Source organism: Nocardia sp. JMUB6875 (assembly GCF_041154655.1).
GTDB lineage: Bacteria > Actinomycetota > Actinomycetes > Mycobacteriales > Mycobacteriaceae > Nocardia.
This window is the reverse complement of record NZ_BAAFGR010000006.1, coordinates 40,781-65,074: the sequence shown is the minus strand read 5'-3', so window position 1 is coordinate 65,074 and position 24,294 is coordinate 40,781. Positions and strand designations below refer to the sequence as shown.

Genomic DNA, 24,294 nt, shown 5'->3' with positions numbered 1-24,294 from the left:
CCAGCGAAAAACGCTGACACCGGGCTTTTTTCGTAGATTCAATCTCCCAGGTGGAAGCGGCGGTGGAGGGCGTGGACGCGGTCGGTCAGTTCCGGGAAGGGGCCGGAGACCGGGATGCTCGGGGCTACTTCCCGGATGGCGAGGGGGCGGACCGGGCCCGTGGGGACGCCGAACTCGTTGAGCCACTCCAGGAGTTGGGCGGTGGAGGCGGCGTAGACGATGCGGCCGAGGCCGTTCCAGGCGTGGGCGGCCGAGCACATGGGGCAGTGTTCGCCGGAGGTGTAGACGGTGGCGGTGGCGCGTTCTTCGGGGGAGAGGTTCTCGCCCGCCCAGCGGGCGAGGTCGAATTCGGGGTGGCGGGTCTGGTCGCCGCCGGACACTCGATTGCGGTCTTCGGCCAGCACCTTGCCGTTCGCGTCCACCAGTAGCGATCCGAACGGTTCGTCGCCCGCGTCGAGCGCCTCCTCCGCCAGCTCCACACAGCGCTCCAAGTAGTGCAGATCGTCATCGGCGGACATGCGACTCCCTATTCACGGTGGTACTTGGTCTGGGCCTCGGTGATGGCGGAGATATTGGATTCGAGGATGTCGATGAGGCCGACGAGTTGGTCGGCGACCTTCGCGCCGAGGTCGGTGAGGGTGTACTCGACGACCGGCGGGATGGATTGCTGGACTTCGCGATTGACCATGCCGTCGCGTTCCAGGGTCTGCAGGGTTTGGGACAGCATGCGCTCGGAGATGCCGTCCACGCGGCGGCGCAGCGCGGAGAAGCGGTAGGGGCCCTCGCGCAGGGCGGCCAGGGCGAGCACGCCCCAGCGGCTGGCCACGTCCTGGAGCACGGGGCGCGAGGCGCAATTGCGGGCGAAGACGTCGGCCTCCAGCGTGGGGTCGACCGCATATGCCTGGTCGGGGGGCTGGGAGGTCATGAGATTCAGGTTACCTGTCATTCGGGTAGCGGTTTGGGAATGGGATGTGCTTACTATTAGTTAGTGCATGTCGAGAGTTCAGTTCATTCCCTGAAACCGTGGAGGAAGTCATGACCGTCGCAGTCACCGGAGCAAGCGGGCAGCTGGGTCGTCTCGTCGTCGAGGCGCTGTTGAAGGACGGATCGCAGCCGGTGGTGGCCGTGGTCCGCGATCCCGCCAAGGTGGCGGATCTGGCCGAGCGCGGCGTCGAGGTGCGGGCGGCGAGCTTCGACGATCCGGCCGCGCTGGAGCAGGCGTTCCAGGGCGTCGACCGGGTGCTGCTGATCTCCGGCAACGAGTTCGGCAAGCGGGTCGCCCAGCACACCAACGTGCTGCGCGCGGCCGAGGCGGCGGGCGTGAAACTGCTGGCCTACACCAGCATTCCGAAGGCCGACGCCAATCCGCTGATCCTGGCCCAGGAGCACATCGGCACCGAGGCGGTGCTGGCCGGGGCGAAGATCCCGACCACCGTGCTGCGCAACAGCTGGTACTGGGAGAACTACAACGGCGGCCTGGCCCACGCGGTCGAGTCCGGCACGCTCTACGGCGCGGCCCGCGACGGCAAGGTATCCGGCGCGGCCCGGGCCGATTACGCCGAGGCCGCGGCGCGCGTGCTCACCACCGACGGCCACGAGGGCAAGGTCTACGAGCTCGGCGGCGATGAGACCCTCACCTATGCCGAACTGGCGCAGGTGCTTTCGGAGGTCTCCGGCAAGCCGGTCGTCTACCAGGATCTGCCGCAGGCCGATTACGCCGCCGCGCTCGAGGGCGCGGGCCTGGATGCGGGCTACGCCGCGGTGCTGGCCGATGCCGACGCCGGTATCGCCGAGGGCATCCTGGCCGTCGACTCCGGCGACCTGCAGCGCCTGCTCGGCCGCCCGTCGACGCCGGTGGCCGAGGTCTTCCGCGCGGCCCTGGCCTGAGCATCGAGGACCGGCAGGCCCGCTAGTACCAGTTGTGGGCCTGCCAGAAGTCCCAGGCGGCGTTCGGGCTGCCGTAGCGGGCGACCATGTAGCGGTAGGCCCAGCGAATCTGGGTGAGCGGGTTGAACATCCAGTCCGGGCCCTCGCTGAACATCTTGTGCGCGGGCAGGGCCTGGGCCAGGCCGTAGGCGCCCGAGGTCGGGTTGATGGCGAAGACCTGCCAGTTGCTCTCGTGGGTGATGATCTGGTCGAACGAGGCCCACTGGTCGTCGGGGACGATGAAGCGGGACACCGTCTGCAGCGCCGGTTTCGAGTACCGCTGGGCGGTGCCGACCAGTTGCAGCAGACTGGCGGGATCCACCGGCAGCGCGGCCGGAATCTCGAGCGCATCGGCGATCGGGTTCGCGACCTCGGTGCGCGCGTCGGCGCTACCGGTCGCGACGGTCAGCGGGGTGAGGGCGGCCACGAGCAGTGCCAGCAGGGCGGCTCGTAGCGGTGGCTTCTTGGAGTCTCGAAAAGCGGGCAACGCCTGGTCCTTCCGTGTCGTCCCCCGTAACGCGAGCGGTCACAGCAAGCACGAAAAATCAGACCAATCTGTTTTCAGACGAACTGACGCTACGCCCTTTCAGTTCGCGGACAGAGGCGACACGCTGGTGGGCGACACGCTGGAAAAATGCCTGGTAAGAGCGAATTGCCGGAATCAGCGCGCCCGGCCGAGCAGCAATTCGCGCTCGGTCTCATTGGCCGTCAGCTCGGCCGCCCGGCCGAAAGCCGCCCGCGCCTCCGGATCTCGGCCCAGCTGTGCCAGCAGGTCCCCGCGCACCGCGTACAGCAGGTGGTAGCCCTCCAGCGCGCCCGCCGCGGCGATCGCGTCGACCAGTTCCAGTCCGGCCGCCGGACCGTGGACCTTGGCGACCGCGACCGCCCGGTTCAACTCCACCACCGGCGACGGAAACCGTTGCGCCAGAATCGCGTACAGTCCGGCGACGCGGCGCCAGTCGGTCTCCTCGGCGGTCGGGGCCATGGCGTGCACCGCCGCGATGGCGGCCTGCAGGGCGTAGCGCCCGGCCTCGCGGTCGCGGGTCCGGTTCAGGGTGTGCGCGCGGGCCAGGGCGGCGAAACCACGCTGGATGTAGAGCCGATTCCACCGGGAGCGATCCTGATCGGGCAGCAGCACCAGGCCGCTGTCGGATGCGCTGCGCGCACTGGTACGCGAAGCCTGGAGTTCGATCAGCGCCGCGAGCGCGTGCGCCTCCGGTTCGTCCGGGAGCAGGCCCGCCAGAATGCGCGCCAATCGCAGGGCGTCCTCGCACAATTCGGCGCGCACCCAGCGCTCGCCGGAGGTGGCCGTGTACCCCTCGTTGAAGATCAGGTAGATGACCTCGAGCACCGAGTCCAGCCGCGCGGTCAGCTCCGCGCCTTCGGGCACTTCGTAAGGGACCTTCTTGGCCGCGATGGTGCGCTTGGCGCGCACGATGCGTTGCGCCACGGTCGATTCCGGCACCAGATAGGCGCGCGCGATCTCGGTGGTGGTCAGGCCGCCGACCATGCGCAGGGTAAGCGCGGCCCGCGCGGGCGGCGTCAGCACGGGATGGCAGGCCGTGAAGATCATGCGCAGCAGATCGTCGGTGATGCCCGGCTCCGGCGCGGCCGGTTCTCCCTGCTCGATGATCGCCTGCCGCCCGAGCAACTCCAGCTTGCGCGCGAAGTTCGCATCGCGCCGAATGCGGTCCACGGCACGATGTTTCGCGGTCAGCATGAGCCAGCCGCCAGGATTGGGCGGAACGCCGTCGCGCGGCCACTGCTCCAACGCCGCGACCAGGGCGTCCTGCGCCAACTCCTCGGCGGTCGCGATATCCCCCACGATCCTGGTCAGCCCGGCGACCAGCTTGGGCCACTCGATCCGCCACGCCGCCTCCACCGCCCGCCGCGCCCGCTCGGTCTCGGGCCGGCCGGAGTTCACGCGCGCACCGTCCGGGGCGCGTGAACTCCTTGGGCGGGTGGGGGATTCAGTTCTGGCCGCCCTCGACCTTCCGCACCTCGACCTCGATGTCCCACTCCGGGCCGTGGACGCGCAGGAATCGGCTCGCCCATTCCACCGCCTCCTCCGTCGTTCGCGTCTGGAGTAGACAGTAGCCGCCGATGATCTCCTTGGACTCGGTGAACGGGCCGTCGAGAACGGTTTGCGCGCCGCCGGTCTGCCGGATGCGCACGGTCTCGTCGATGCCGAGGCCCGCGGTGTCCAGCAGCACGCCCGCCTTGGTCATCTCCTCGATGAGGGCGTCCATGTTCGCGAGCAGCTCCTCGCTCGGACCCTCCGGGGCCTGGTTGGGGTCCAGGCGAATCAGCACCATGTGTCGCATTTTTCGATCCTCTCTCTAGGCGACCGCGTAGCGGACGTAAACAGCGCCGGAGTCGAAGGACTTCGTCTCCAGCAGGGCCAGCTTGGTCTCGAACTTCGCCGGGAACAGCGGGGTGCCCGCGCCGATCGTGACGGGGTGGATGACCAGCCGGTACTCGTCGATGAGCCCGTTGTCGGCGAACCAGTGCACCAGGGTGGGGCTGCCGTAGATGACCAGCGCGCCACCGTCTTCCGCCTTCAGTTCCGCGATCCGCGCCGCCGCGTCCGCGCCGATGATCCGGGTGTTGTTCCAGCCCGGCTCCTCGAGCGTGGTCGAGAATACGAGCTTGTCGATCTTGGTGACCCATTCCGCGTGCTCGAGGTCGTGGGCGCCGGCCTCCGGATCGTTCGGGACCGTCGACCAGTGGTCGCGCATGCCCTCGAAGGTCTTGCGGCCGTAGACCGTGGTGCCCACATCGGTGCGGATGTGCCGGTCATGGAAGGTGGCGAGGTCCGGGCTGTAGCCGTGGGCCGTCCATTCCAATCCCATCCCGGTGTCGGAGGCCGCGAAGCCGTCGAGGGACATGTGCGAGAAAGCGACTACCTTGCGCATCGGATTTCCTTCCGTCGAGTCGTGGACCCTGGGTGGTCCTCACCTACTCCTCGAACGGGGTCGCCCGGAATCGACACACACGGCGAAAACTTTTTTCAGCGGTTCTCCATCAGACCCATTGGACCAGCTGGACGACGATGCCGTTGGGGTCGAGGGTCTGGAAGTAGCGCTCGCCCCACGGCTCGGTCTCGATGGGCGTCACGATCGGCACGCCCTCCTTGCGGACCCGTTCGTATTCGGCATCGATGTCGTCCACGACGAAGACGACCAGCAGGCCCTCGCCCGCGCTGCCCGCGATGCGCTCCGGCTTGAAGCTGCCCAGGCCGGTGCGCAGGTAGATGACATCGAATCCGGCGTCCGCGCGGGTGACGTTCACGAAGCCGTCCGCCGACATCTTCTCGGTGAAGCCGAAGTGGTCGACGAGGAACTTCGCGGAGGCGATCGGGTCGGACACGTTCAGGGAGATGGCGGAAGCGGTGATGTTCAAGGGTCCTCCTGGGTGGTGCCGATTAACTCTGTACTAAGTACGCTATACTTTGTACGCAAATTCCCGACGGGACGCAAAGTGAGGACCGTCACATCGATACGATCGGCGGCGGAGGTGAGCCGAATGGCCGGAAAAGGCGGGGAACGCAGCAGCGCGGGCGACCCGGTGCGCACGCTGGAATTGCTGTGGCGGGTGCCGGGATCCGGTGGACCCACGCGCGGACCCAAACAGCGCACCACGCTGGACGCCGTCATCGCGGCCGCGCTCGAGATCGCCGACGCCGAGGGGCTGGGCGCGCTCACCATGCGGTCGGTGGCGGCCAAACTGGGCATCACGCCCATGGCCACTTACACCTATGTGCCGGGCAAATCCGAACTGCTCGACCTCATGCTCGACACCGTCTACCAGCGCATGCCACGCCACGATCTGAGCGGAATGCCTTGGCGGGAACGGGTTTCCACCATCGCCGCCGAGAATCGCGAACTACTGGCCGCGCATCCGTGGGTGGCCTACCTGCCGACCACGCGACCGCCGCTGGGCCCGGGCGTGGCCGCGAAATACGACCACGAGCTGCGCGCCTTCGACGGTCTGGGCCTCGACGACCTGGAGATGGACGCCGCGCTCACCTACGTGCTCGGCTTCGTGACCTCGACCGCGCAGCTGGCCATCGACACCGCGCGGGCCGCGGCCGAGAGCGGTCAGTCCGACCGCGACTGGTGGGAGCGCGCCGCCCCGTTGCTCGCCCGGGTCTTCGATGCCGACCGCTATCCCCTGGCGGCCCGGGTCGGCGCGGTTGCCGGGCAGGCGCACGACAGTGCCTACAGCGCGGACCACGCCTACGAGTTCGGGCTGTCGCGGGTGCTGGACGGGTTGGCGGTATTGATCGAAAACCGCAGGCCCTGAGCGCCGTTTGACCGCGCGGACAATTTTCGCGGCACAGACCGATCGGGACGATGGTCTCAATTTCGCCGCGCGGACCCCTCGATCGCGGGCAGAATTCCAGCTATGCCGCGAGCAGCCCCGGCAATCGTTGCCGCCGAAACCTTCACGCGGGCAGCGCAGCCGGTGCTCCCCGTGGGCGACGGCCTGGTGCTGCGCCCGTGGCTGCGCCGCGACGGGCCCGAGGTGTACCTCGCCTTCCAGGACCCGGCCATCCGCCGCTGGCATGTGCGCACCGCCGACACCGTCGAGGAGGCGGGGGACTGGGTCGACTCCTGGGCGCGCTCCTGGACCGGAGGTTCGGCCGCGAATTGGGCTGTCGCCGACAGCCGTACCGGCCGCCTGATGGGCCGCGCCTCCCTGCACCACATGGAGCTCTGGCACGGCGAGGCCGAAATCGCCTACTGGGTGGTGCCCGCCGCCCGGGGCCGCGGCATCGCGCCCCGCGCGGTGGACGCCCTGGTCGGCTGGGCCTTCGAGGTGGCCGGATTCCACCGCCTCGAACTCCGCCATTCGGTGCACAACGCCCAATCCTGCCGGGTCGCACACAAATCCGGGTTCGTGCTGGAGGGCATCAATCGCAGCGCGGGCCTGCACGCAGACGGCTGGCACGACATGCACCTGCATGCCCGCCTGGCGCACCCCGCCGAACCGGCCTTCTCCCACCATCTCCCGGACGCCGCGGCCGTTCCGGAGGCGGCGACCCAGCCGGTCTACCGCCTCCGCCGCTGACCGTTCGCTAGTGGTCGGTCTGGATGCGCAGGGCGGTGATGGTGCTGGCCAGGCCCTCGTACTGGTTGGTGAGCAGCACGATTTCGATCAGGTGGCGTTCGTCGTAATGGGCGGCGAGGGCCTGCCAGGTGGCGTCGTCGAGGTCGCGGGTGGTGACGAGCTGGTCGACCGCGGTCAGCAGCGCGCGCTCCCGGTCGGTCCAGCCCGGGGCGGCCGGACCCTCCTTGATCCGGTCCAGGATCTCGGCGGTGACGCCCGCGCGGCGGCCCAGCCGGATGTGATGGTCCATCTCGTACTCGCATTGCCGCAGGTGAGCGACGCGGATGATGACCAGTTCCGACTCGTACCGGCGCAGCTTGCCGCCGGGCATGAGCCGCCCGGAGAAGTGCAGCCAGCCCCGGAACAGCCCGCCGGTGCGTCCCAGCGTGCTGAACAGATGCGCGTCCTCGGTACCGGCCGCACGCGAAAGCGCCTGCCAGACAACCCAGTTCACCGGCCCCAGCTCGCGCAACCGACCGGGGGCGATACGTGGCTTCATCGACACCATGGGTCCAGTCAACACCCTGTCCCAGTCACCCGCCAGGCCAGCGCGCGGGAGCGTTCATTCCCGCACGGCCTGGGCGAGTTTGGTGAGCTCCAGCGCGCGGCGGGCACGGGTCAGCACGTGCGCCCGCGAGCTGGTGAGGTGGGCCAGCAGCGTGCGCAGCGCGGTGTCGAGGTCGCCGCTCAGCAGGAATTCGGCGATGGCGATGTGGTCCTCGGCCATGGCGGCGATGCGTTCGGGGGTGGGCATGTCGAGGGCGCGGACCGGGCGGACCCGGGCCTGCACGGTGGAGAGCGCGTCCGCGAGCGCGGAGTTGCCCGCGGCCAGCAGCAGGGTGGTGTGGAACTGCTCGTCCGCGGCGATGAGGGCGGCGCCGGGCTCGGGCGGGTGTTCGCGGATTCTGCGCCAGGTCTCGAGCTCGCGCCGCACCGCGGTCATCTCGTGGAGGGTGGCCGTGGGCAGCGCGGAGCTCAGCGACGGGGTGGTCGAGGGGCTGGACGGGGTGGTCTGCAGGCGCTGGATTCCCCTGGCCTCCAGCACGATTCGGAGTTCGTAGAGGTCGCCGAGCTCATCGACCCGGGGGCGGTACGGGTAGAGGCCGTCGGGGTGGCGTTCCAGCAGGCCGTCGGCATAGAGGCGGGCCAGCGCCTCGCGGACGGGAGTGCGGGAGACGCCGTAGGACTCGGCGAGGCGTTCCTCGCCGAGGCGTTCGGTCGGCACCAGCACCCCGGCCGCGAGATCACGCTGGAGGGATCGGTAGACCCGCTCGGACAACGGAATACGCCCCCTGCGCGCGTTCACGTGTGTCCGATCAGATCGCCATGGCCAGGCGCACCGCGGATTCCGCGCCCGCGCCGCCCGCCCCCGAGGAGGTGATGCGGCCCGAACGCAGCACGTAGAACTGCTGCGCGGCCTGCAGGGCGAAACCGATGTGCTGCTCCACCAGCAGCACACTCAATCCGCCGCGTTCGGTCAGTTCGATGATGGTGCGCTCGATCTCGGCCACCACCGACGGCTGGATGCCCTCGGTCGGCTCGTCGAGGATCAGCAGCTTCGGCTCGGTGATCAAGGCGCGGGCGATGGCCAGCTGCTGGCGCTGGCCGCCGGAGAGCAGTCCGGCCTTGCGGGACAACAACTCCCGCAGCGCCGGGAACAGGTCCAGCGATTCGGCGATGAGTTCCTTGCCCCGCGCCCGGCCGTCGGCCACCACCTGCAGGTTCTCCATTGTGGACAGCTGTGGAAAACTCTGCTGCCCCTGCGGGACATAGGCGATGCCGCGCTTGACCCGCCGCGACGGGGACAGCTTGGTGATGTCGTCGCCGTCGAATCGGATCTTCCCGGACTTGGCGGGCAGCAGCCCCACCGCCGCGCGCAGCAGCGAGGTCTTCCCGGCCCCGTTGTGGCCCATGATGGCCGCGACGCCGTTCTCCGGAACCGTCAGGGACACACCGTGAATCACCTCGGTCCGGCCGTAGCCGGTGTGTAGGTCAGCGAGCTCCAGCATCGGCGGCCTCCTCTTGTTGGTCGGTGCTCGGCGGCAGTTCACCCGCCGCGGCGGTGCCGAGGTAGACCTCCTGCACCTTGGGATCGGCCTGCACGGCCTCGACGCTGCCCTCGCTGAGGACCTTGCCGCCGGCCAGCACCGTCACCGAGTTCGCGAACGCGCGCATGAAGTCCATATCGTGCTCGACGACGATCACCACGCGTTCGGACCCGATGCGGCGCAACAGGTTTCCGGTCTCCTCGCGCTCCTCGGCGCTCATGCCCGCGACCGGCTCGTCCAGCAGCAGCACCGAGGCGTTCTGCACCAGCAGCATGCCGATCTCGAGCCACTGCTTCTGCCCGTGCGCGAGCACCCCGGCGGGCTTGTCGCGCAACGCGGTCAGGCCGGTGATCTCCAGCGCCTCCTCAATGGCGGGCAGCACCGACTTGCGGCTGCGCAGCAGGGTGAGGGCGGAACGCCCGGCGCCCGCGGCGATATCGAGATTCTGTAGCACCGTGAGCTGTTCGAACACACTCGCGGTCTGGAAGGTGCGGCCCACGCCGAGGCGGGCGATCTGGTGCACCTTGCGGCCGATGAGCTCGGTGCCGCTCTTGCGGGCCGAACCGGTGGCCGGGGTGAGGCCGGTGATGGCGTCGATCAGGGTGGTCTTGCCCGCGCCATTGGGTCCGATGAGGAACCGCAGATCGCCGGACAGGACGGTGAGATCGACGTCGGTGACGGCCTTGAAGCCGTCGAAACTCACCGACAGCTTGCTGATTTCGAGATACTCGGCCATCAGGCTTCCACCTTCTCCTCGACCTCGGCGGACTGCTCCTCGACAACCTCGGCGGCCTCGGCCGATTCGACCGGCGCCGCCGGTGTTCCGGCCGCAGCCTCGGCGGGCCGCACCCGCTCCAGCAATTGCTTTGCCATGGGCCCGAATCCGGCCAGCCCGGCCGGAATGAACCCGACCACCACGATGAACAGCGCACCCTGGAAGTACGTCCACGCCGACGGGAAGTTCTCCGAGAACGTGGTCTGCGCCCAGGCCACACCCACCGCGCCCAGCACCGGCCCGAGCAGGGTGGTGCGGCCGCCGATGGCGACGCCGATCAGGAACGCGATGGACGGCACGACACCGATATCGGCGGGGGAGATGATGCCGACGATCGGGGTGAACAGCGCCCCCGCGATGCCCGCGAAGAACGCGGCCACCACATAGGCGACGATCTTGATATTGGCCGGGTCGTAGCCCAGGAAGCGCACCCGCTCCTCCTGATCACGCACGGCGACAAGCAGTTCGCCGTACCGGCTGCGCATGAGCTGGCGCGCCACGGCCACCACGATCAGCAGCGTCCCGGCCGCGATGAAGAACAGCATGCGCCGGTTCACCGGATCGTCCAGGCGGAAGCCGAAGAACGACCGGAAGTCGCTCAATCCGGTGAAGCCGCCGATGGTCTGCTGCCCGGTGAGCAGGATCGCCAGCGCCGCGGCCAGCGCCTGGCTCAGGATGGCGAAGTACGCGCCCTTGACCCGGCGCTTGAAGACACCGAAGCCGAGCACCGCCGCGATGGCCGCGGGCAGTATCAGAATCCCCAGGATCGCGACCGGCGCGGAGGCGAAAGGCTGCCAGTAGGATGGCAATTCGGGAACACCCGCGATCACCATGAACTCCGGCACATCCTCGTGCGCCTTGGCGGCGTCGGCCATCTGCATGTGCATGGCCATGATGTACGCGCCGATGCCGAAGAACACGCCCTGCCCGAGGGTGAGCATGCCGCCCCGGCCCCAGGCCAGGCCGATGCCGACGGCCACGATGGCGAAACAGAGGAACTTGGCCAGCAGGCTCAGCCGGAAATCGGTGAGCACGGCGGGCGCGAGGACGAACAGGACGACGGCGGCAATGGCGAAGCCGCCCAAGGCTTTCAAGGAAGAGTTGCCGTTGAGGCGCTGAATGACGGTCATGCCAGACTCCTCGTCCGGACGGTGAACAGACCCTGCGGGCGCGCCTGCAGGAAGATCACGACCACGATGAAGACGATCACCTTGGCGACCGTCGCGGTGGTCGAGTATTCGACGAACGAGTTCAGCAGGCCCATGGCGAAGGCCGCGATGACGGTGCCCTTGATCTGCCCGAGGCCGCCGATGACGACCACCAGGAAGGCGTCCACCAGATACGACTGCCCGATGGTGGGGCTGGTGGAGCCGATCAGTGTGAGCGCCACCCCGGCCACGGCCGCCAGGCCGGAGCCGATGAAGAACGTGCTGATATCGGTGAGACGCGAAGAGACGCCGGAGGTTTCGGCCAGGCTGCGGTTCTGCACCACGGCCCGGATGCGACGGCCCAGCGGCGTCGTCTTGAGCGCGGTGGCCAGCGCGATCACCGCCGCCACGGCCAGCACCATGATGAAGATGCGGGTCTTGGGCACCACGGTGCCCGCGATGGTGATGCCGCCGGTCAGCCAGTCCGGGGCGACCACGTTCTTGGCGGGCGCGCCGAAGATGTCGCGCACCGCCTGCTGCAGCACCAGCCCGACACCGAAGGTGACCAGCAGGGTGTCCAGCGGCCGGTCGTACATCCAGCGGATGAGCCCCATCTCCAGGGCCGCACCCAGCAGGCCGCCGACCAGGAAGCCGACGAACAGCGACACGATCAGCGCCACGCCCGTCGCCGAGATCAGCTGCTCCACAACGTAAGTCGTGTAACAACCGGCCATGATGAATTCGCCGTGCGCCATATTGATGACGCCCATCTGACCGAAGGTCAGCGACAGCCCCAACGCGGCGAGCAGCAGGATCGAGCCCAGGCTCAGTCCCGTGAACAGCTGTCCGACAGCGACGTCCATGTTCTGTACCTCTTGAGTTCTATTGGTGGAGAACGCCGTACGGCTGGTGCGGCCGCCGCGTCGTGAGAGCTCACGCGGTACCGCACCAGCCGCCCCTCATCGGCGGCCGCCGAGTTACTTGAGGCCCTTGGCCCAGTCGTAGTTCTTCAGGTACGGGTCCGGAGCGACCGCCTTGCCGGAGTCCCACACGGTGTAGATCAGGCCGTCGGGGTGGATCTCGCCGATGCGCGCGGTCTTGGTGATGTGGTGGTTGGAGCCGTCGATGGTGACGGTGCCCTCCGGCGCGTCGAAGCTGACGCCGTCGGCGGACTTCTGAATATCGGCCACCGCGAACGACTTCGCCTTCTCGACGGTGCTCTTCCACAGGAAGACCGAGGTGTAGGCGGCCTCCATCGGGTCGGAGGTGGGCTTGCCCGCGCCGTAGGCGGCCTTGTAGGCGGAGACGAACGCCTTGTTCTGCGGGGTGTCGACGGTCTGGTAGTAGTTCCAGGCGGTCAGCTGGCCCGCGACGTTCTGCACGCCGACGCCGCCGACCTCCTCCTCGGCGATGGACACCGAAACCACCGGCATATCAGCGGCTTTCAGGCCCGCGTTGGCGTACTCGCGGAAGAAGGCCACATTGGAGTCGCCGTTGAGGGTGTTGAACACCGCGCCCGCCTTGGAGCTGCGCACCTTGTTGACGATGGTGGAGAAGTCCGTCGAGCCCAGCGGCGCGTAGTCCTCGCCCTTGATCTCGATGCCGTTGGCCTTGGCGTACGCCTTGATCTCGCGGTTGGCGGTCTGCGGGAAGACGTAGTCCGAACCCACCAGGTAGAGGGAGGTGATGCCCTTCTGCTTCAGGTAGTCCAGCGCCGGGATGATCTGCTGGTTGGTGGTCGCGCCGGTGTAGAAGATGTTCTTGGAATCTTCCAGGCCCTCGTACTGGACGGGGTAGTACAGCAGCGAGTTCAGCGATTCGAACTTGGGCTTCATGGCCTTGCGCGACGCCGAGGTCCAGCCGCCGAAGACCGCGGCCACGCAGTCGGAGCTGATCAGCTTCTCGGCCTTCTCCGCGAAGGTCTTCGGATCGGACGCGCCGTCCTCGAGCACGATCTCGAGCTTCTTGCCCAGGACGCCGCCGGCGGCATTGATCTGGTCGACCGCCAGCTTGGTGGCATTGGCCACGGTGACCTCACTGATGGCCATGGTGCCGGTCAGCGAGTGCAGCGAGCCGATCTTGATGGTGTCCTTGGAGGTGTCCACGCAGGACTTGGCATTGGAGCCGGACGCGGAATCGCTGTCACGCGAACCACAACCGGCGACCATGACGGCGGACAACGCCAGTGCGGTGGGGATGGTGATCGCCTTCATCAGGCGGGAAGCCCTGTCCCGGCGGGAAGAGTCGTGCATGGGGGCGGATCCTTCACTTCACGATGTTCGGCGACGCCACATGCGCCGCTTGCGAATACCGCCGCGTATACAACGGCTGTATTCGTGAGACGGAACGGTAAACGGGAAGTGTTGCGCCGGAATGTCTCTCGATGAATGCCCGATTTCTGAGGTTTCCGGGGTGTGAATTTCTGCTCACGGCAACGGGATTCGTTCGATAGCATCGCCGTATCGCAGCAGTTCAGGGTGCATAAGAGCCTCTAGTCGAGGCTCGTGAAAGCCGGAGTCGACACGGGGTGGGCGGTGTGGAACCTCGAGTAAGGCGCACTGTCATGCGCCGCTGATTTTATACCACTGATTGGTGGTATAAATTGGTAGTATGTGCGCTATGGGCACCACGAAAGCCACCTTGTCCCTCGACAGCGCCGCCCTACTACTGGCCCGCCAGGCCGCCGAGCGGGAGGACATGAGTGTCTCCCAGTGGGTGTCACGGGCGATGCGGAACGAGATCCAGCGCAGCTACGCGGCTACCAGCGGTGGTGCCGCGGAGGCGGCCGAAGAGTGGGCCGAGCAGGAACGGTCGACCGCCCTGGGGCAGGAGGCACCCGATCATCATGCGTAAGGGCGACATCATTCACTACGGCGCCGAAGGCATGGCCAGACCGCGCATCGCCGTTCTGATCTCGTCGGACATCATCCTCGGTCGCGCTGACATCAGCCATGTTTCGGGCTTTGTGATCAGGGAGGTCGAGCACCCGGGGTTGCAGCATATGGACGTCTCCGGGTTCGGATTCATCGACGCGGCGACCCCGGAGCGGCTCTACCGAGGGTGGATCGGTGAGATAGTCGGCAATGTCGGTGACGCGGCATTGGAGACGATTGCTGCCCACCTGCGTATTGCGTTCGATCTGTAACTATCACAGCGTGTATCACGTCCGTGCCAGTCGATTTTGTCATTGAATGACGTACGGCGAGATCGAACTTCGGTGCTCGCTGATATCGAGTGATTTACCCAGCGGGGGGAAGGCGCGCTGTGGGCAGTTCGAGCGTTCGCAGACGCGGCAGCCCGCGCCGATCGGGGTGGCCTTCGGCTCGTTGAGATCCAGGCCGTCGGCGTAAACGGTGCGGCCCGCGTGGCGTAGTTCGCAGCCCAGGCCGATGGCGAAGGTCTTGCTGGGTTCGCCGTAGCGGGTGGCGCGGCGTTCGACGGTGCGGGCCACCCACAGGTATTTGCGGCCGTCGGGCATCTGGGCGATCTGGGTCATGATCTTCGCCGGATAGGCGAAGGTCTCGTAGACATTCCACAGCGGGCAGGTGCCGCCGCTGGAGGAGAAGTGGAAACCGGTGGCGGACTGGCGTTTCGACATATTGCCGGCGCGGTCCACCCGCACGAAGGAGAACGGGACGCCGCGCAGTTTCGGGCGCTGCAGCGTCGAGAGGCGGTGGCAGATGGTCTCGTAACTCTGGGTGAAGAACGCCGACAGCCGCTCGATGTCGTAGCGGAAATCCTCGGCCACCTCGTGGAAATGGGCGTACGGCAGCACGGTGGCGGCGGCGAAATAATTGGCCAGGCCCAGTTTCGCCAGGACGATCGATTCGTGGCCGGTGAAATTGCCCTCGGCCACCAGCTTTTCGATCAGATCGCCGCATTCCAGATAGGCGAGTTCGGCCGCCAGTTTGAATACCCGCTGCCCGCCGGAGAGATGCGGGGCGATTTCCAGGCGGCGCTGTTCGGGATCGTAACGGTGCAGCACGCCGTCGCCCAGATCGATGCGCTCCACGATCTGCACGCCGTGCGCGTCGGCCAGGCGGCGTGGGATCTCGCGTTTCAGGTCACCGCCGTGGAATCGCATGCGGTGGGTGAGTTCCTCGGCGGCGGTATCCAATTCGTGAATGTAGTTCTGCCGCTGATAGAAGTAGTCGCGCACTTCCTCGTGCGGTTTGGAGATGGCCGCCGAACCGCTGCCGTCGGCGAAGCGGTCCTCGGTGGCGGCGGCCAGCTGCGCGGTCGTATTCCGGTAGCGGCGGTGCATGTTCACCATGGCGCGCGCCAGACCCGGATGCGCGGAGACCATTTCTGCGATCTCCTGGGCGTCGGCCTCCACCCCGAGCTCCTGGTCCATCACGACCTCCTGGAGTTCGGCGATGAGCCGGGTGTCGTCCTGGGAGGAGAAGAAGCCGGCGTCGACGCCGAAGACTTCACTGATGCGCAGCAGGACCGGTACGGTGAGCGGGCGCACGTCGTGTTCGATCTGATTCAGATAGCTCGCGGAGATCTCGAGCTTCTTGGCCAGGGACACCTGACTCAGCCCGCGTTCGGTACGCAACTGGCGGAGCCGCGCGCCGACGAAAGTCTTGGCCATGCGACCGAGTTTATTGCCGCATTAGCATGCTTGCCAACGACGGGATTAGCATCGCTGCTGAGCTTTGGGTCACATCCTGTCGGTGGGCGGGGTTACCGTTCTGAAGTGCTCTTGTCCGAAGTGGTTGAGGCGTCGCGGGAGGTCCGGGCGACATCGTCCCGGAAGAACAAGATCAATATCTTCGCCGGGCTCCTGAAGCGGGCCGCGGCCGATGAATTGGCGCAGGTCGTCGCCTGGTTGTCCGGTGACCTCCTACAGGGCCGGATCGGGACCGGATGGCGGACGCTGACCGCGCTCGAGGTCGAGTCCGCGGCGGCGCCGACCTTGTCGGTCGACGATGTGGACAAATCCTTCGATCAGCTCGGTGAGATCACGGGCAGCGGATCGGCCGCGCGGCGGCAGGAATTGCTGGCGAGCCTGTTCGGTGCCGCGACGCGGGACGAACACGACTTCCTGCTGCGGCTGCTGACCGGGGAGATGCGGCAGGGTGCGCTGACCGCGATCGTCGCCGAGGCGGTGGCGGTCGCCTTCGAGGTGCCGATCGCGGCGGTGCGCCGGGCGCACATGCTGTCCGGGCGGCTGCCGGTCACCGCCGTCGCGGCGCGGACCGGCGGCGTCGCGGCGCTGGAGGCGTTCCGGCTCGAGGTCGGGCGGCCGATCCAGCCCATGCTGGCCTCGCCCGGCGCGACGCTCGACGAGGCCATGGCCGAATTCGGCGGCGAGGTCAGTGTCGAACACAAGATGGACGGTGCCCGCATCCAGGTGCACCGGGATGGTGATCGGGTGTGGGTGTTCACCCGGACGCTGCGCGAGATCACCGCCAGCGTGCCCGAATTGGTGGATCTGGTGCGGAAATTGGACTGCACCAGCGTGGTCCTCGACGGAGAAACCCTGGCGCTGAACGACTCCGGCCGCCCCCGCCCGTTCCAGGAGACCATGAGCCGCTTCGGCGCGGCCACCGCCCAGGAACTGCTGCTGCATCCGTACTTCTTCGACTGCCTGCACCGCGACGGCGTCGACCTGCTCGACGCGCCCCTGCGCGAGCGGCGCGCGGCCCTCACCGAAGTGGCCGGCGGCCTGAGCATTCCCGCCCTCATCGCCCCCGACGCCGAGGCGGCCGCCGAATACTTCGACGGCGCGCTGGCGGCGGGCCACGAGGGCATCATGATCAAATCCCTGGCCGCCCCCTACGCCGCGGGCCGCCGCGGCCGCGCCTGGCAGAAGATCAAACCCACCCACACCCTCGACCTCATCGTCCTGGGCGCGGAATGGGGCTACGGCCGCCGCACCGGCTACCTGTCCAACCTGCACCTCGGCGCCCGCGATCCGGAGGGCGGCGAACCGATCATGGTCGGCAAGACCTTCAAGGGCCTGACCGACGCCCTATTGCAGTGGCAGACCGCCGAATTCCCCCGCCACGAACGCGAACGCGACGGCACCACCGTCTACCTCTATCCCGAACTGGTCGTCGAGATCGCCCTCGACGGCGTCCAGACCAGCCCCCGGTATTCCGGCGGCGTGGCCCTGCGCTTCGCCCGCGTGGTCCGCTACCGCCCCGACAAGGAACCCGCCGACGCCGACACCATCGACACCATCCGCGCCCTACTCCCCGGCACGAAATAGATCTCCGAAGCCGATCTCACTCACAGCCGATTCACAGCTGGAATATGGGACGCTCCGAGCTTCTCGCTCCATGATTCAAAGGTCGATAGCCGATCGGACGGTTGTCAGGTGACGAGAGCTCAGGAACTGCCACCGCATCTCCCACGCGGAAATCCCTGTGTGATCGTGCCGTCCTGGTCGAAATCGACGGTGGATTGCGCATGGTCCACCTGTGTGGCCGGTGGTGCCCCGCCCCCTCGCCGGGCACCGCCGGCCGCGGTCAATTCCGTGGTCGTGCGGTCAGGATTCGTAGTCGTGGGTGCCCGTCAGATTGGGCAGTCTGCGCCGGCCCGCGGCCAGTTCACCCGCCAGATCCTCATAGGCGATGGCCAATTCGGTGAGCCGCTGGGCGGCATCGTGCATGGCGTCGTCGGGCGACATGGTCAAGGTCAGATAGGCCAGCGCGGAGAACTGGGCCAGCCGATCCACCACGGTCCCGACCGTCTCGGTGTGCAGGTGCGCGTCGCGCGCCGCCTTGGGCAGTTCGGCCGCCACCCAGCTGTCGATATCGTGCACCAGCCGGGCCCGGTCGTGGTCGATCCGGTCGACGCCGGCGGCGCTGGTGAGTCGTCGTTCGTGCAGGTCCGCGAGTAACCCGGCGCAGCGCAGCACCGGATGATCGTCGGGGGGCAGGCCGCGGCAGGCCTGCAGCAGCAGGTGTTTCGGTGGGAGCGGATGCACGGCCGACATACTGCCCCTCGAATATCTCCGAATGGCAACGACATTCGCGGACGACATTCGGTGCCACTTTGTCTTCCAGGGGTTGCATCCGGTGCCGTGACGTGCCGAGATGGTGGAGTGATCCTCACCGTTACCCTGAACCCCGCCTACGACATGACGTACCGGGTCGAGAATTTCGAGCGGGGACGAGCCCAGCGGGTGCGCTCGGTGGATCAACGGCTGGGCGGGCGCGGCATCAATGTCACCCGGGTGCTGAACCAGCTCGGCAAGTACGCGCGCGCCACCGGATTCGCCGATCATTCCTTCGCGGCCGCCGCCGAACTCGAGATGCCGGTGGATTTCGTGCACGCGCTGCCGTGGGTGCGGCGCACGGTGGTGATCAGCGAATCCGACGACGGCACCGCCACCGCGCTGTGGGAGCCCGGGCCCCGGGTCACCGAACCGCATGCCGTGGACCAGCTGCGGGTCCGGGTCGGGGGCCTGCTGTCGGACGTGAGCGGCCTGGTCATCGCCGGTTCCCTGCCCGGCGGCGTGAGTCAGGCGCTGCCCGCCGAGCTGGCCCGCACCGCGATCGCCGCGGGCGTGCCCACCATCTGCGACTTCGACGGTCAGGCGCTGGAATTGGCGGCGCGCGTGCCGGGCGTGGTGCTCACCCCCAATACCGATGAGCTGGAACGGCTCACCGGCCGCCCGGCGGGCACGATTCCCGAGATATTGGCCGCGGTCGAACCGCTGCTCGCCGACGGCCTCGGCGCGGTGGTGGTGACCCGCGGCGGTGCGGGCATGGTCGCGGTCACCCCGACCCGCGCCTGGACGGCCGCCCTGCCGAAACCGCTGGCGGGCAATCCCACCGGCGCGGGCGACGCCGCCGTGGCGGCCCTGATCGCCGGATTCGCCACCGAGCGCACGCCGGACTGGCCCACGCTGCTGGCCGACGCGGTCGCCACTTCCGCTGCGGCCGTGGTCATTCCGGTCGCCGGGGAGATCGACCGGGTGCTGCGCGACCGGCTGCTGCCCACGGTGCGGGTCACCGAACTGGAGTCGGTGGCCGCCAGGCCGTGAGCGCTGCGCCCCTCGCCGGTATGTGAACCGGACGGTCGGCGTGTGGTCGGGGGTTAGGGGGTCGTACGGGGTTAAGTTGGGGGAGTGTCCGACCTAGATACCCAGTCCGATCGCGGGCCGGGTGTGGACGACCGGTACCGGATGCCGCGGGTGGTGCGCGCGGCACAGATTCTCGCGCTCGGCATGGCCGGACTCGGAATCGTCTGCGTGGCTTCGCAGGGCTGGTTGTTCGGGGCATCAGCCGCCATACCGACCGCCGTGCCCTTCATCCCGGCCTTCCTGCTCGGACTGGTCGCGCTGACCTTCAATTCCGAGGGCCAAGGGGTACGGATCGGGGCGATCCTGGTGGCCGCCATGAATATGTTCTGGACGGTGCCGTCGATCACCGAGGGACGGCCACCCGGGCCGCTGGGGCCACTGGTGTCACTCGCCATGATCGTGTTGCTGTTCCGGAAGGAGGCCCGCGATTGGTTCGAACCCCCGACGTGGTGGTGAGCATCCGGTAATCGGTTCGAGCCTTCGGAAGTAACAACTACGAAATCTCGTCTGCCCATTTGCAATCTGCGTGCAATTCCCGGCCCTTACGGTTGCCCTATGAGTTCGGAAGTCGCCGCGGGAACGGGCATTCATATCAGCGGGTTGAGCAAGACCTTCCGCTCCGGGCGGCGTGAGGTGCAAGCACTCGTGGACGTCGATCTGCATACCGAGCAGGGCGCGTTCCTGTCGCTGCTCGGCCCCTCCGGCTGCGGGAAGTCCACGATCCTGCGCATTCTCGCGGATCTGGAGTCCCCCACCGCGGGCACCGCGAAGATCAATGGCGAGACCCCCGCCGAGCTGCGCCGCCGCCACGAGTTCGGGATCGCCTTCCAGGATTCGGCGCTGTTGCCGTGGCGCAGCGTGGAATCCAATATCAAGCTGCCGCTGCAGGTGGCGGGCCTGCCCGCGGACAAGGAACTGGTCGCCGATCTGATCCGGCTGGTCGGGCTGGACGGTTTCGAGAAGGCCAAGCCCGCGCAGCTGTCCGGCGGTATGCGGCAACGGGTTTCGATCGCCCGCGCGCTGGTGGTCAAGCCGACGGTGCTGCTGCTGGACGAACCCTTCGGCGCGCTCGACGATATGACCCGGCAGCGGCTGAACCTGGAACTGCTGCGCATCTGGACCGAGAAGCCCGCCACCACACTGATGGTCACCCACGGCATCGCCGAGGCCGTCTTCCTCTCCGATGTGGTGGCCGTGATGAGCCCGCGCCCCGGCCGGGTGGTGGAGGTCGTGGACATCGATCTGCCGCGGCCGCGCAAGCCCGAGATGATGCGCTCGCCGGAATTCCACAAGCTGCACGACTATCTGTCGGAGTTGCTGTTCGGGCGCACCGGCAAGGGCGGGGTGGCGTCGGAATGAGAGAACGACTACGGCTCACCCGGCTCGGCGGGCTGGCGGGCATCGCCGTGCTGCTGGCGGTGTGGACGCTGCTGGCCGAACTGCGCGTCGCGGGCGGCACGGTGCCGAGCCCGTGGAATGTGCTGCACACCATGTACACCGACGGCTGGGCGCTGTACGGCCCCAACTTCCGGGTCACCGCCTGGGGCGCGCTGCAGGGCTTCGCCTGGGGCAACGGCATGGCCATCGCGCTCGCGGTGCTGGTGGTGCTGATCCCGCCGATCGAGATGCTGGTCACCCAGCTGGCCATCCTCAGCTACTGCACGCCGCTGCTGGCGCTGGGGCCGATCATCCTGGTGGTGTTCGGCGGGCGCACGCCCACGGTGTTCCTGGCCGCCATGTACTGCTTCTTCACCACCATGGTCGGGACGGTGTCCGGGCTGCGGTCGGCCGATCGCACCAGCATGGATCTGGTGCGGGCCTACGGCGGCGGCCGCTGGCAGCGGCTGCGGCGGGTGCAGTTGATCGCGGCGCTGCCGAATACCTTGGCCGCCTTGAAGATCGCCGCGCCGTCCGCGGTGCTGGGTGCGATCATCGGCGAGTACCTGGGCGGGGTGGACAGCGGCATCGGCGTCGCGCTGACCGCCGCGCAGACCGCCTACAACGTGCCGCGCACCTGGGGCATGGCGCTGGCCGCGGCCGCGTTGGCCGGGCTCGGCTACGCGGTCGTGGCGGTGGTGGCGCGGGTCGCGGTGCCGTGGACGCGGGCGGAGGCGTGAGAGGGATGGGCGCGAGCGTGACGAAGACCCTGAACGTGCTGCGGCCGATCGGCAGATTCCTGCTGCCGCTGCTGGTTTCGCTGATTCTGCTGGTGGCGCTGTGGTACGGCTTCCTGAAGCTGTACCCGCAGGTCGGGCTGGTCGGCAAGAGCCCGGGCGACGTCTGGAAGTACCTGGTGACGGGCCCGACCTCGGGCAATGCCCGCAAGGTGATCTTCGAGGAAATGCGAATCACCCTGCGGGACGCGCTCATCGGGTTCGGCTCCGGCATGGGCGCGGCGCTGGCGGTGGCCGCGCTGTTCATCGGGATCCCGGCGGTGGCGCAGGCGTTCATGCCGGTGGCCATGCTGCTGCGCTCGGTGCCGCTGGTGGCGATCACCCCGATCATCGTGCTGGTGTTCGGCCGCGGACTGGTGGGCGTCACCGTGATGGCGGCCATCGTGGTGTTCTTCCCGGCCCTGGTGATGATCATGACCGGATTGCGGTCCGCGCCACGCCAAGCCACGGAACTGGTGGTGGCCTACGGCGGCTCGACCTGGACGGCCATGCGCATGGTGTCGATTCCGGCAGCGCTGCCGTCGGTCTTCGCCGCCGCCCGCGTGTCGGTGCCCGGCGCGCTGATCGGTGCTCTGCTCGGCGAATGGCTGGGCAGCGGAACGGGATTGGGGGCCGGGCTGATCCGCGCCATCCCCACCTTCCAGTACAACCGGCTGTGGGCCTCGATCGCGCTGGTGACGGTGGTGTCGGTCTTCGCCTACGCGGTGGTCGGCGTGCTGGAGAACCTGGTGCTGGCGCGGTTCGCGCCGCAGCGGGACCGCGATTGAGCGCGCGAGTTAACCTGCCGCACACAAATACCCGCGGAAAAGCAAAATAAATGAAATCGAAACGGCCTACATTCGCCGGATGAGTGGTTTGTTTCGGCCGGGTCCGGCCTCGCAGTTGTCCATGGGACGGCGGTCCTTCCTCCGCTACGCCGGGCTGGCCGGCGCGGCGGTCGGCGGCGCCGGTGTGCTCGCCGCGTGCGGCAGCAGCTCCTCGGGCGGCTGAAACGGCAGCAGCGCCGACGGTTCCAAGTACGGGACCGTGGCGGTGCAGCTGTCCTGGCTGAAGAACATCGAATTCGCGGGCGAGTACTTCGCCGATTCCAAGGGCTACTACAAGGACGCCGGATTCGGTTCGGTGAACCTGGTCGCGGGCGGCGCGGCCAGCACCTCGGTGGAGGCCGGGCTGGGCACCGGCAAGATCTGGATCGGCATGTCCGCGCCGCAGACCACCGCGCCCGCCGTGCTGGAGGGCCTGTCCGCCAAGATCGTCGGCACCACGTATCAGAAGAACCCCTTCTGCATCGTGAGCAGCGCCAAGAATCCGATCAAGAACCCGCAGGACATGAAGGGCCGCAAGATCGGTGTCCAGGACACCAATCAGCTCATCTTCAACGCCCTGCTCACCGCCAACGGCATGACGCCGAGCGACGTCACCATCGTGCCCGCGCAATACGATCCGACACCGCTGGCCAACGGCGAGGTCGACGGCTGGGTCAGCTACGCCACCAATGAGCCGATCACCCTGGCCTCCAAGGGCTTCCAGAACATGAACTTCCTCTTCGCCGACTACGGCCTGCCGCTGGTGGCGGAGACGCTGACGGTCAGCCAGAAGACCATCGACTCCGAGCGCGACAAGCTCAAGGCGTTCCTGATGGCCGAGGTCAAGGGCTGGAAGGACGCGGTCGCCAGCCCGGAGGAATCCGCGCGGCTGGCGGTCGAGGTGTACGGCAAGGACCAGCGTCTGGAACTGAAGGAACAGACGATGGAGGCGGCGGCGCAGAACGGGCTGGTGGTCTCGGCCGCGACCAAGACCAACGGGCTGTTCACCATGACCGATGAGCTGATCGCGCAGAACATCGCGGCGCTGGGCAAGGCCAAGATCGACATCAAGGCGAACCAGCTGTTCGATCTGTCGGTGCTCAACGAGATGTTCGCCGAGCACCCGGAATTGAAGGGCTAGCGCACCGAAGCCGAAGGGCTAGCGGACCAGTTGTACATGCCGCCGGCCCTTGCCCGGTGAGGTGGACAGCGGCTCGGCCGAGGTCCCGTTGCGCACCGCCAGCAGTTCGGCGGCGATCGCGACGGCGGTCTCGGCCGGGGTGCGCGCGCCCACGTCCAGACCGGCGGGGGAGTGCAGGCGGGCCAGGGTGTCGTCGGTGAAGCCGCCCGCCTGCAGCGCTTCCTGGCGATGTGCGTGCAAGGCCGGGGTACCCAGGGCTGCCAGGTATCCCAGCTCGGGTAGTCGGAGCGCCACGGTGAGCAAGGGGATGTCGAACTTCGGGTCGTGCGAGAGCACCACCATCGCGGTGTTGGAATCGATCTCGCCCGCCGAGGCCAGGGTGTTGAGGTAGCGGTGCGGCCAGTCGACCACCACCTCGCAGCCGGGATAGGCCGCGGCGGTGGCGAAGGTGGGCCGGGCGTCGACGATGGTGATCCGGTAGCCGAGCAGCTTGGCCTGGGTGGCCAGCGCACCCGCGAAGATATTGGCGCCCACCAGGATCAGATGCGGCGGCCGCGCGAACGAGGAGACGAACACATCCGAATCCGGCAGCGACACCAGTTCGGTGCCGTGCTTGCGGTCGGTGATCAGATGCTGCCCGATCACATCCGGGTCGGAATGCCATACCACCGTGAACAGCGTGACCTGCCGCTGCGCCGCGATATCGGCTGCCACATCCGGGAACTCGGGAAAGTGCCGGCGCGAGAACGGCTCGGTGAACACGTCGAGCGTGCCGACGCAGTCCATTTGCGCGTCCAGCCCGTTGCCCGGCCCGAACCGCTGCAGCCCGCGCCGCCCGGTCCGCGCCGACTCCAGCGCGGCCTCGTAGGCGGCCGCCTCCGCGCAACCCGCCGAGATCGAACCGAAGGCCCGCCCGTCGGCATCCACCACCATGGCCGATCCCACCGGAACCGGCGTAGCCCCTTGGGTCCGAACGAGAGTGGCCAACCCGCCGGTCCTGCCGCTGTGCCACACCCGGAGAAGGTCCTCGACGATTTCCCGCATCACATGCTCCCGATCACAGTGCGTCACCCGCCGGACAATCCCGATCGATCCCCGTAGCGAGGTCACCGCACGTGACGCACAC

At 67.9% G+C, this 24,294-nt stretch carries 28 protein-coding genes and 1 pseudogene; 12 read left to right on the top strand and 17 right to left on the bottom strand.

Features of this window, described 5'->3' with window-relative positions; genetic code table 11:
• Positions 1 to 38 precede the first annotated feature (38 nt).
• Both ACAM49_RS03070 and ACAM49_RS03065 read right to left on the bottom strand, forming a co-directional pair.
• Complete coding sequence (locus tag ACAM49_RS03070; RefSeq protein ID WP_369633913.1) at positions 39 to 518, bottom strand: nucleoside deaminase; 480 nt, start codon at positions 516 to 518, stop codon at positions 39 to 41.
• A gap of 8 nt (positions 519 to 526) precedes the next feature.
• On the bottom strand, positions 527 to 925 hold the full coding sequence (locus tag ACAM49_RS03065; RefSeq protein WP_369633912.1) for a winged helix-turn-helix transcriptional regulator: 399 nt from the start codon (positions 923 to 925) through the stop codon (positions 527 to 529).
• Between the two features lie 110 nt (positions 926 to 1,035).
• Between ACAM49_RS03065 and ACAM49_RS03060 the strand changes: the two genes are divergently transcribed.
• Positions 1,036 to 1,887, top strand: a complete 852-nt coding sequence (locus ACAM49_RS03060; RefSeq protein ID WP_369633911.1) for an SDR family oxidoreductase — start codon at positions 1,036 to 1,038, stop codon at positions 1,885 to 1,887.
• A gap of 22 nt (positions 1,888 to 1,909) precedes the next feature.
• Here the strand turns inward: ACAM49_RS03060 and ACAM49_RS03055 are convergent, their stop codons facing one another.
• The 5 genes from ACAM49_RS03055 to ACAM49_RS03035 form a co-directional block, all read right to left on the bottom strand.
• Entirely contained in the window at positions 1,910 to 2,413 is a 504-nt protein-coding gene (locus tag ACAM49_RS03055) for a transglycosylase SLT domain-containing protein (protein WP_369633910.1), read from the bottom strand.
• A gap of 174 nt (positions 2,414 to 2,587) precedes the next feature.
• Complete coding sequence (locus ACAM49_RS03050) at positions 2,588 to 3,850, bottom strand: RNA polymerase sigma factor (RefSeq protein ID WP_369633909.1); 1,263 nt, start codon at positions 3,848 to 3,850, stop codon at positions 2,588 to 2,590.
• Between the two features lie 46 nt (positions 3,851 to 3,896).
• Positions 3,897 to 4,250 carry a YciI family protein gene (locus ACAM49_RS03045; protein ID WP_369633908.1) on the bottom strand — a complete coding sequence of 118 codons (354 nt, stop codon included), beginning with the start codon at positions 4,248 to 4,250 and terminating at the stop codon, positions 3,897 to 3,899.
• 15 nt (positions 4,251 to 4,265) lie between these two features.
• Positions 4,266 to 4,841 carry a dihydrofolate reductase family protein gene (locus ACAM49_RS03040; protein ID WP_369633907.1) on the bottom strand — a complete coding sequence of 192 codons (576 nt, stop codon included), beginning with the start codon at positions 4,839 to 4,841 and terminating at the stop codon, positions 4,266 to 4,268.
• Between the two features lie 109 nt (positions 4,842 to 4,950).
• The gene (locus ACAM49_RS03035) at positions 4,951 to 5,328 is read right to left on the bottom strand and encodes a VOC family protein (protein WP_369633906.1); all 378 of its coding nucleotides are present in this window, start codon (positions 5,326 to 5,328) and stop codon (positions 4,951 to 4,953) included.
• Positions 5,329 to 5,451: 123 nt separating this feature from the next.
• Here ACAM49_RS03035 and ACAM49_RS03030 point away from each other — a divergent pair, with 123 nt between their 5' ends.
• Complete coding sequence (locus ACAM49_RS03030) at positions 5,452 to 6,231, top strand: TetR/AcrR family transcriptional regulator (protein ID WP_369633905.1); 780 nt, start codon at positions 5,452 to 5,454, stop codon at positions 6,229 to 6,231.
• Positions 6,232 to 6,333: 102 nt separating this feature from the next.
• On the top strand, positions 6,334 to 6,999 hold the full coding sequence (locus tag ACAM49_RS03025) for a GNAT family N-acetyltransferase (protein WP_369633904.1): 666 nt from the start codon (positions 6,334 to 6,336) through the stop codon (positions 6,997 to 6,999).
• 7 nt (positions 7,000 to 7,006) lie between these two features.
• On the opposite strand, the gene ACAM49_RS03020 is transcribed toward ACAM49_RS03025, so the two are convergent.
• From ACAM49_RS03020 to urtA, 7 genes are all read right to left on the bottom strand, one after another.
• The gene (locus ACAM49_RS03020; RefSeq protein ID WP_369633937.1) at positions 7,007 to 7,537 is read right to left on the bottom strand and encodes a carboxymuconolactone decarboxylase family protein; all 531 of its coding nucleotides are present in this window, start codon (positions 7,535 to 7,537) and stop codon (positions 7,007 to 7,009) included.
• Positions 7,538 to 7,600: 63 nt separating this feature from the next.
• On the bottom strand, positions 7,601 to 8,344 hold the full coding sequence (locus tag ACAM49_RS03015) for a GntR family transcriptional regulator (RefSeq protein WP_369633903.1): 744 nt from the start codon (positions 8,342 to 8,344) through the stop codon (positions 7,601 to 7,603).
• Positions 8,345 to 8,354: 10 nt separating this feature from the next.
• Positions 8,355 to 9,047: an urea ABC transporter ATP-binding subunit UrtE gene (urtE, locus tag ACAM49_RS03010; protein WP_369633902.1), complete on the bottom strand. Its 693-nt coding sequence runs from the start codon at positions 9,045 to 9,047 to the stop codon at positions 8,355 to 8,357.
• Entirely contained in the window at positions 9,031 to 9,822 is a 792-nt protein-coding gene (gene urtD / locus ACAM49_RS03005) for an urea ABC transporter ATP-binding protein UrtD (RefSeq protein WP_369633901.1), read from the bottom strand. The genes urtE and urtD overlap by 17 nt, the downstream gene beginning before the upstream one ends.
• The gene (gene urtC, locus ACAM49_RS03000) at positions 9,822 to 10,991 is read right to left on the bottom strand and encodes an urea ABC transporter permease subunit UrtC (RefSeq protein ID WP_369633900.1); all 1,170 of its coding nucleotides are present in this window, start codon (positions 10,989 to 10,991) and stop codon (positions 9,822 to 9,824) included. The genes urtD and urtC overlap by 1 nt, the downstream gene beginning before the upstream one ends.
• Positions 10,988 to 11,872 (bottom strand): urea ABC transporter permease subunit UrtB, encoded by an 885-nt coding sequence (gene urtB / locus ACAM49_RS02995; RefSeq protein ID WP_369633899.1) that lies wholly within the window; start codon positions 11,870 to 11,872, stop codon positions 10,988 to 10,990. Before urtB ends, urtC begins: the two co-directional genes overlap by 4 nt.
• Before the next feature lie 114 nt (positions 11,873 to 11,986).
• The gene (gene urtA, locus ACAM49_RS02990; RefSeq protein ID WP_369633936.1) at positions 11,987 to 13,222 is read right to left on the bottom strand and encodes an urea ABC transporter substrate-binding protein; all 1,236 of its coding nucleotides are present in this window, start codon (positions 13,220 to 13,222) and stop codon (positions 11,987 to 11,989) included.
• Between the two features lie 406 nt (positions 13,223 to 13,628).
• Here urtA and ACAM49_RS02985 point away from each other — a divergent pair, with 406 nt between their 5' ends.
• Together ACAM49_RS02985 and ACAM49_RS02980 are read left to right on the top strand one after the other, a co-directional pair.
• A complete protein-coding gene (locus tag ACAM49_RS02985; protein WP_369633898.1) occupies positions 13,629 to 13,862 on the top strand; it encodes a hypothetical protein in 234 nt (77 codons plus the stop codon).
• Positions 13,855 to 14,154 carry a hypothetical protein gene (locus tag ACAM49_RS02980; RefSeq protein ID WP_369633897.1) on the top strand — a complete coding sequence of 100 codons (300 nt, stop codon included), beginning with the start codon at positions 13,855 to 13,857 and terminating at the stop codon, positions 14,152 to 14,154. Before ACAM49_RS02985 ends, ACAM49_RS02980 begins: the two co-directional genes overlap by 8 nt.
• Before the next feature lie 39 nt (positions 14,155 to 14,193).
• Here the strand turns inward: ACAM49_RS02980 and ramB are convergent, their stop codons facing one another.
• Positions 14,194 to 15,603, bottom strand: a complete 1,410-nt coding sequence (gene ramB / locus ACAM49_RS02975; protein WP_369633896.1) for an acetate metabolism transcriptional regulator RamB — start codon at positions 15,601 to 15,603, stop codon at positions 14,194 to 14,196.
• 105 nt (positions 15,604 to 15,708) lie between these two features.
• On the opposite strand from ramB, the gene ACAM49_RS02970 reads away from it, so the two are divergent.
• Positions 15,709 to 17,226 (top strand): ATP-dependent DNA ligase, encoded by a 1,518-nt coding sequence (locus ACAM49_RS02970; RefSeq protein WP_369633895.1) that lies wholly within the window; start codon positions 15,709 to 15,711, stop codon positions 17,224 to 17,226.
• A 279-nt stretch (positions 17,227 to 17,505) separates the two neighbouring features.
• On the opposite strand, the gene ACAM49_RS02965 is transcribed toward ACAM49_RS02970, so the two are convergent.
• Positions 17,506 to 17,946: a DUF4254 domain-containing protein gene (locus ACAM49_RS02965; protein ID WP_369633894.1), complete on the bottom strand. Its 441-nt coding sequence runs from the start codon at positions 17,944 to 17,946 to the stop codon at positions 17,506 to 17,508.
• 117 nt (positions 17,947 to 18,063) lie between these two features.
• On the opposite strand from ACAM49_RS02965, the gene ACAM49_RS02960 reads away from it, so the two are divergent.
• The 6 genes and pseudogenes from ACAM49_RS02960 (at position 18,064) to ACAM49_RS02935 (ending at position 23,168) form a co-directional block, all read left to right on the top strand.
• Positions 18,064 to 19,008: a hexose kinase gene (locus ACAM49_RS02960; protein ID WP_369633893.1), complete on the top strand. Its 945-nt coding sequence runs from the start codon at positions 18,064 to 18,066 to the stop codon at positions 19,006 to 19,008.
• An 84-nt stretch (positions 19,009 to 19,092) separates the two neighbouring features.
• Positions 19,093 to 19,503: a hypothetical protein gene (locus ACAM49_RS02955; RefSeq protein ID WP_369633892.1), complete on the top strand. Its 411-nt coding sequence runs from the start codon at positions 19,093 to 19,095 to the stop codon at positions 19,501 to 19,503.
• Between the two features lie 99 nt (positions 19,504 to 19,602).
• Positions 19,603 to 20,406 carry an ABC transporter ATP-binding protein gene (locus tag ACAM49_RS02950; RefSeq protein ID WP_369633891.1) on the top strand — a complete coding sequence of 268 codons (804 nt, stop codon included), beginning with the start codon at positions 19,603 to 19,605 and terminating at the stop codon, positions 20,404 to 20,406.
• Positions 20,403 to 21,164 carry an ABC transporter permease gene (locus tag ACAM49_RS02945; RefSeq protein WP_369633890.1) on the top strand — a complete coding sequence of 254 codons (762 nt, stop codon included), beginning with the start codon at positions 20,403 to 20,405 and terminating at the stop codon, positions 21,162 to 21,164. Before ACAM49_RS02950 ends, ACAM49_RS02945 begins: the two co-directional genes overlap by 4 nt.
• A 17-nt stretch (positions 21,165 to 21,181) precedes the next feature.
• Positions 21,182 to 21,988 carry an ABC transporter permease gene (locus ACAM49_RS02940; RefSeq protein ID WP_369633889.1) on the top strand — a complete coding sequence of 269 codons (807 nt, stop codon included), beginning with the start codon at positions 21,182 to 21,184 and terminating at the stop codon, positions 21,986 to 21,988.
• A gap of 79 nt (positions 21,989 to 22,067) precedes the next feature.
• Positions 22,068 to 23,168 (top strand): annotated as a pseudogene (locus ACAM49_RS02935) (ABC transporter substrate-binding protein).
• Between the two features lie 18 nt (positions 23,169 to 23,186).
• On the opposite strand, the gene ACAM49_RS02930 reads toward ACAM49_RS02935, so the two are convergent.
• The gene (locus ACAM49_RS02930) at positions 23,187 to 24,212 is read right to left on the bottom strand and encodes an XdhC family protein (protein ID WP_369633888.1); all 1,026 of its coding nucleotides are present in this window, start codon (positions 24,210 to 24,212) and stop codon (positions 23,187 to 23,189) included.
• Positions 24,213 to 24,294: the final 82 nt, after the last annotated feature.